This is a genomic window from Candidatus Pelagibacter communis (genome assembly GCF_001179945.1).
Taxonomy (GTDB): Bacteria; Pseudomonadota; Alphaproteobacteria; order Pelagibacterales; family Pelagibacteraceae; genus Pelagilacustribacter; species Pelagilacustribacter ubique_A.
On sequence record NZ_CVSG01000011.1, the window covers coordinates 1 to 6,322 of the forward strand.

7 protein-coding genes and 1 riboswitch are annotated in these 6,322 nt (G+C 31.4%); of the genes, 2 read left to right on the plus strand and 5 right to left on the minus strand.

All coding sequences use genetic code 11. The features are described 5' to 3' along the window. Positions 1-612, plus strand: a 612-nt coding sequence (locus tag AMN78_RS00415) for an ATP-grasp domain-containing protein (protein WP_075533664.1), incomplete at its 5' end; no start/stop codon positions are given. Between the two features lie 149 nt (positions 613-761). Continuing rightward, positions 762-826: riboswitch (SAM riboswitch) on the plus strand. 90 nt (positions 827-916) lie between these two features. After that, on the plus strand, positions 917-2,209 hold the full coding sequence (locus AMN78_RS00420; RefSeq protein WP_075533665.1) for an O-acetylhomoserine aminocarboxypropyltransferase/cysteine synthase family protein: 1,293 nt from the start codon (positions 917-919) through the stop codon (positions 2,207-2,209). 61 nt (positions 2,210-2,270) lie between these two features. On the opposite strand, the gene AMN78_RS00425 is transcribed toward AMN78_RS00420, so the two are convergent. The 5 genes from AMN78_RS00425 to AMN78_RS00445 all read right to left on the minus strand — a co-directional run. Beyond that, a complete protein-coding gene (locus AMN78_RS00425; protein ID WP_143323143.1) occupies positions 2,271-2,678 on the minus strand; it encodes a lipoprotein in 408 nt (135 codons plus the stop codon). 137 nt (positions 2,679-2,815) lie between these two features. Beyond that, complete coding sequence (locus AMN78_RS00430) at positions 2,816-3,217, minus strand: hypothetical protein (protein WP_075533667.1); 402 nt, start codon at positions 3,215-3,217, stop codon at positions 2,816-2,818. A 107-nt stretch (positions 3,218-3,324) separates the two neighbouring features. After that, complete coding sequence (locus AMN78_RS00435; protein ID WP_075533668.1) at positions 3,325-4,275, minus strand: D-2-hydroxyacid dehydrogenase family protein; 951 nt, start codon at positions 4,273-4,275, stop codon at positions 3,325-3,327. Beyond that, the gene (locus AMN78_RS00440; RefSeq protein WP_075533669.1) at positions 4,272-5,162 is read right to left on the minus strand and encodes a DMT family transporter; all 891 of its coding nucleotides are present in this window, start codon (positions 5,160-5,162) and stop codon (positions 4,272-4,274) included. Before AMN78_RS00440 ends, AMN78_RS00435 begins: the two co-directional genes overlap by 4 nt. Before the next feature lie 7 nt (positions 5,163-5,169). Then, the coding region (locus tag AMN78_RS00445; protein ID WP_075533670.1) for an NAD(P)/FAD-dependent oxidoreductase at positions 5,170-6,322 on the minus strand (1,153 nt) is incomplete at its 5' end.

Consider the following 6,322-nt stretch of genomic DNA (forward strand, 5'->3'; position numbering starts at 1 on the left):
CTGAACCATATTTCAAAGAAGGTTAAGATTATTAATCACCCTTTTGCTGTAAGAAACATATCTGAAAAGTTATTTTCTATGAATCTAATGAGGTATATGCCTCCAACGCTAATTAGTGAAAACCTTTCAGAAATTAAATTATTTTTTAGAAAATATAAAGCTATTGTGGCAAAACCTATTAATGGTTTTAGTGGTAATAATGTAATTTTGTTTAAAACCTTTAATGCTAATAAAATTAAAAAATTAATAAAAAATCATAATCATTTATTTTTTCAAAAGTTTTTACCTGGAGTTTCTAAAGGTGATAAAAGAGTTTTTATTATTAAAGGAAAGATTGTAGGTGCTATTTCTAGAGTGCCAAAAAAAGGTAGTATTTTATCTAATATGAGTAAGGGAGCTAAAGCGAAATTAACGAAACTAACAAGTAAAGAAGTTAATGCAAGTAAAGCAATAGGGAAACTTTTAGTAAAAAATAATATATATTTTGCTGGGGTAGATTTCGTACAAGAAAAATTAATCGGTGATATTAACGTTACTAGCCCTACTGGACTAACCGCATATAAAGATTTGTCAGGAATAAACCTTGCAAAATCGTTCTGGAATAATATTTAATTGATAGTTGACAAAATCCTGAAATTATTGCTATAAATTAATTAGCGCTGAGTTAAGGCAACTTGCGGGCGCTTAATAAATCCAGCTAAAGCGCAAAAGTCATTAAGACCACCGCTTTAGCCGGTGGTTTTTTTTTGGAAACAATCTAAAATTAAACCGGGTATTTGAACCATATTGTACACCTGGCATATGCCGAAGTACTAAAAAGGAGAAGATGAACAGAATTAAACTTCGTTCATTCTTCTCCAGAAATACGGAGAAAAAATGAACGAAACGAAAAAAGAAACAATAAGGGGGAAAATCAATGGCTGATTTTAAACATCCGGAAACTATAGGCTTACATGGTAGTGATTATAGAGCTGATCCTACTACAACGGCTGTAGCGGTTCCAATTTATCAAACAACTTCGTACCAATTTAAAAATGCAGAACATGCTGCAAATTTATTTGGTCTAAAAGAGTTTGGTAACATTTACACACGTATAATGAACCCAACTGTTGATGTGCTAGAAAAAAGAGTTGCAGCGCTTGAAGGCGGTGTAGCGGCATGCGCGGTTGGATCAGGTCAAGCTGCTTCAGCAATGTGTATACAAAACTTAGCACAAGCTGGAGATAACATCGTTGCTTCGACTGACTTATATGGAGGCACAGTAAACTTATTTAAAAATACTTTAAGACAACAAGGTATTGAAGTTAGATTTGCAGATCCTGCAGATCCAAAAAACTTTGAAAAAGTGACTGATGAAAAAACAAGAGCTTACTACGGTGAGACTCTTCCAAATCCATACCTTCGTGTTTTTCCAATTAAAGAAGTTTCTGATATCGGTAGAAAAAAAGGTATACCTTTAATAATCGATAACACAGCTTCACCAGTAATATGTAAACCTTTAGCACATGGAGCTGCGATCGTAATGCACTCTTTGACAAAATATATAGGTGGTCATGGTACTTCAATTGGAGGAATAATTGTAGATGGTGGAAATTTTGACTGGATTAAAGATAGAAAAAGACAACCTCTATTAAATGAGCCAGATCAAAGTTATCACGGTGCAGTTTGGGCAGATGCAGTACCACAATTAACTGGCGCTAATATCCCATTTGTTATTAGAGCAAGAGTAGTTTTATTGAGAGACTTGGGTGCTCCATTAAGTCCATTCAATGCTTTTCAAATCATTCAAGGTTTGGAAACTGTAGCTTTAAGAATGAAACAACATTGTAGCAATGCTGAAAAAGTTGTTAATTTCTTAGATGGGCACAAAAAAGTTAAAAAAGTAATCTATCCAACTAATTACCAAGGTGAAATTAGAGATAGAGCTAAAAAATATATGCAAGGTGGTTATGGATCTTTGATAGGTATGGATCTAGGCACAAAAGAAGCAGGAGCTAAGTTTATTGATAACTTAAAAATGCTTTACCACGTGGCAAATATTGGTGATGCTAGAAGCTTAGCAATTCATCCAGCTACAACAACTCACAGTCAATTAACTGAGCAAGAAATGTTAGCTGCAGGTGTTACGCCAGGTTATGTTCGATTATCAATTGGTATAGAACATCCAGATGACATTGTTGCAGATATCAAACAAGCTTTGGCTGCATAAAAAATAAACTAGGTGGTTCCAATTATTTATATTGGGGCCATCTTTTAAGAAAAAATTAATTTTACCTTCTATTATAAATAATTGATTTTTTGGCTATCTTTTCAATCTTAGATATTTCTTTAATTATTTTTTTTGGATATTCTTTCGCAATTTCTGTAGTCTTTTCCATCATATCAGTGCTTTTAGACTTAATTTGTTTTTTAACAATCGTGCAAAATTCAGATCTTGTTATTTCAAATGAAGAAACGCAGGTTTCTTTTTTTCTCCCAGGATTTTTTTCTTCTGCGTAAGCAATAACGTGTTCTAAAGGGGTTTTTCCTGTTTGTTTTTTAACTCCAAAACTTACTGCTGAATTAAGGGAAGACTGTAATATTTTTCCGTTAGATGTTCCAGTACCGAGTAATGCTAAAGACTCAGCGCACCCAGTAAGCAAGAAGATCGTTGATAATAGAATTAATATTTTTTTCATGTTTGAAATTTGTTTTAATTGGTTCATATCTGCTTAATCTTTAATTAAAAGTTAATTGTTAGCGCATTAATTTTATTAACACAACCTACAGTTGTCAAGATTTTAAATTTGTTTGGCTTCTTTTTGTTTAAGATTTGTTAATCTAAGTACTTAACTTTAGATTTTTTATTTATGTTGAGCTGAAGTGATGAAGTAAGATCTTTTAAAGACCTTTCTTTTGATTTTTCTAAGATCTTCGATTTAGTTATTTTTAATTGCTTTTTCACAATAGCACAAATTTCTGAGTTAGTTTTTTCAGCAAATGATAAGCAAGGCTCTTTCTTTTTCTGCGGGTTCATTTCCTCAGCATATGTCATCATATGTTCCATCGCACTTTTTCCAGTTTGTTTTTTTACTCCATAATTTACTGCTGTAGAAAAAGCTGATTGTGTAATTTTTCCACCGGTTACTGCGGTAGAGGTAGGTCCTAATAGAGCTAGTGACTCTGCACAACCAGTTAGTAAAGTGAGTCCGAGCAAACAACCTAAAATTTTTTTCATTCTCCCTCTTATAATTTCCCTAATTTAAGCAGAGATTTGTTCGTTATAAAACAAACGAATCACTCAAAATGAGTTTATATAATACAACCTGCGATGGAAGCGCTTTTTTATGAGATTACCCTTATAGGCTTGTTTTCTAGACAACTTTCTAAATTTTCAATCATTTGCGAATAAAATTTTGAGTAATTTTCAGCAGTCACGTAACCGATATGAGGTAATAATAAAGCATTTGGAAAAAATCGAAGTTTATGATCTTGCGGAAGAGGTTCTTTATTATAAACGTCTAAACCAACACCAGCTATTTTTTCATCTTTTAAAGCTTCAACTAAATCGTTTTCATTAATAATTGGGCCTCTCGAAGTATTGATTAGAAAACTAGTTTTTTTCATCATTTCAATCTCTTTTTTTGTAATTAAGTTTTTATATCTTTCACCTAAAACTAAATGAATAGAAATTATATCTGAATTTTTAAGTAAATCTTCTTTACTCATAGGTAATACACCAAGTTCATTTGCATGAGACAAATTTAGATTTTCACTCCAAGCGCAAACTTCCATTCCAAAAGCTTTGCCTACCTTTGCAACTTGTGTTCCAATTTTTCCTAAGCCTATTACTCCCAACATTTTACCTTTTAACTCTGAACCAATGGTAGTCTGCCAATATCCTTGAAACATATTATCAATTTCTTGCTTAACGTTTCTTAAAAGACCTAATATTAAAGTCCAAGTGATCTCAGCTGCTGGATTTGGATTTATTTCGGTTCCACAAACCAAAATACCTTTTTTTTTCGTTTCTTCTAAATCAATTGAATTGTTGCGCATACCTGAGGTCATTATGTATTTAAGATTTGGTAAATTTTCTAATAAACTTTTTGTGATGGGTGTTCTTTCTCGCATAATAAATAATGCTTCAAATTCCTCCAAGGCTTCAATAGCTTCATTTTCATCGTTAAAGGCTTCATTAAAAATTTTAAAGTCAAATTTATTCTTAAATTTTTCTATATCAACAATCTCTTCAAAGGCACTTTGATAATCATCCAGTACTGCAACCTTAATCATTGGGTTTTCCTATTTGATAAATAAATACCTGATACTATAAAAGCTGCTCCAATCAAATGATATAATTGAAATTTTTCTTTAAAAATTATTATCGCCAATAATGCACTAAATAATGGCATCAACTGAATGAACATAGCTGATCTATTTGGTCCAATAAGCTCAATAGCTTTTTGCCAACAGTAGTAAGCTGCAATTGCAGGAAAAATAACAACATAAAGTAAAATAAAGATAAAAGCTTTGTTTATTTTAAAATCTAATCCAATTGATTGTTCATATAAAAATTGTGGAACTAAAAATATTAATCCCACAGAAACCATAATATGGATTAAAGAAAATGTAGATAATTCAGATTTATTTTTTTTTAATAATGTTGAATATAATGCCCAACTAAGAACACAAACTATCATCCATAAATCACCTTTATTAAAATTTAATGTTACTATTTTTTGAATATCTGCGTTTGAAATAATTGTGCCAACACCAGCTATTGATAAAATTAATCCAGAGAGTTGAAATATATTAGTTTTTTCGATTTTCATAATTGATGAAAAGATAATAATAACTGCTGGAATAGCCGATAACATCAAAACAGCATTAATGACTTGTGTAAAGTTTAAAGCAAAATAAACAACTGAATTAAATGTACTAATTGATAACACGCCCATGAAACCAATTACCAAAATATTTTTTCTAATATAACTTTTCTTTAATATTACTTCTTTGATAGTGAAAGGTATCAATATAAACCATACCATCACCCATCTTAGAAAATTTAAAGTAAGGGGCGGGACTTCAAATAAAGTAGCAAATTTTCCAATAATAAAGTTTCCTGACCAGAATAAAGCTGCCAATGTAAGAAAAGTATAAGCTAAATAATTTTTTGACAAGAATTTTCTAATTAAACCTTTTTGAACTGTATGGAGATAAATCTAAATTTGTTTTTTCTCCAGCAACAATACCTGACACAATTTTGCCTGTAATAGCTCCTAAAGTCCAGCCTAAATGTTGATGTCCAAAAGCATAGATGATGTTTTTATTTTTTAAGGATGGCCCAAGTATTGGTAAAAAATCTGGTAGCGTAGGCCTAAATCCTAGCCATTCATCTTCGTGAGCTCCCAGTTGTGGTAAAAGTTCTTTCGCGCATCTAATTACATATTCAATTCTTTTTTTTGATAAAGGATTTTCAGTTCCACCAAGTTCTACAGTTCCTACTGCTCTTAGTCCTTGGTTCATAGGTGTCATTCCAAAACCTCTATCTAAGAAGATTACCGGTCTTGATATCAATTTTTCTTGTCCTTTAAAATGGACATGATAACCTCTTTCAGTATCCAAGGGGATTTTTTCTCCCAACTGATCTGTAAACTGTTTGGAGAAAGCTCCTGAGGCCACCACAGATTTTTCAAATTTATATTCTTCATTCTCTGATCTCAGTATAGTTTCATCATTTTTAGACTGTTCAATGCTTTTGATATTCGTTTGAATAAATGTTCCACCTTTATTTAAAAATAATTTGAAAATTTGTTTTAGTATTCCATGTGGATCTCTAGCGTGCATAGCGGACTCATAGATAATCCCAGCATCAAAAACTGGATTTAAATTAGGTTCTAATTCTAAAACTTCTTTTTGTGATAATAGTTTTTGCTTAATTCCAAGTTCATCACGAACTTTTATTTCTAAATTTCTGCTTTTAAGATTTTTATTTGTCCAAACATAAATAATGCCTTTTTTTTCAACTAATCCTCTCGTATTTATTTCTTGGAAAATTTCCTCATAGGCATCATTAGATAGACTTAGAATTTGATGCATATTTTTAGCAGTATGCATCATAGATTTTTTATTACAGTTTTTTAAATAATAAAAAAACCAATTTAACATTTTAGGGATGTAATTCCATTTTAAGGCTAAAGGTCCATAAGAACTGAAGAGCATTTTCGGAACATCAAATAAAATGTCGGGGCGATTGAGTTGTAAAACAGCGTAAGGTGAAAAATGTCCAGCGTTTCCATATGAGGCTGGTTTAAAATCTTGAGATAAAGGATCTTGACGG

What these genes read in the sequence shown, in the direction of transcription:
- AMN78_RS00420 (WP_075533665.1), top strand. Translation starts at nt 917, where the DNA reads ATGGCTGATTTTAAACATCCGGAAACTATAGGCTTACATGGTAGTGAT.
- AMN78_RS00435 (WP_075533668.1), bottom strand. Translation starts at nt 4,275, where the DNA reads ATGATTAAGGTTGCAGTACTGGATGATTATCAAAGTGCCTTTGAAGAG.
- AMN78_RS00425 (WP_143323143.1), bottom strand. Translation starts at nt 2,678, where the DNA reads ATGAAAAAAATATTAATTCTATTATCAACGATCTTCTTGCTTACTGGG.
- AMN78_RS00430 (WP_075533667.1), bottom strand. Translation starts at nt 3,217, where the DNA reads ATGAAAAAAATTTTAGGTTGTTTGCTCGGACTCACTTTACTAACTGGT.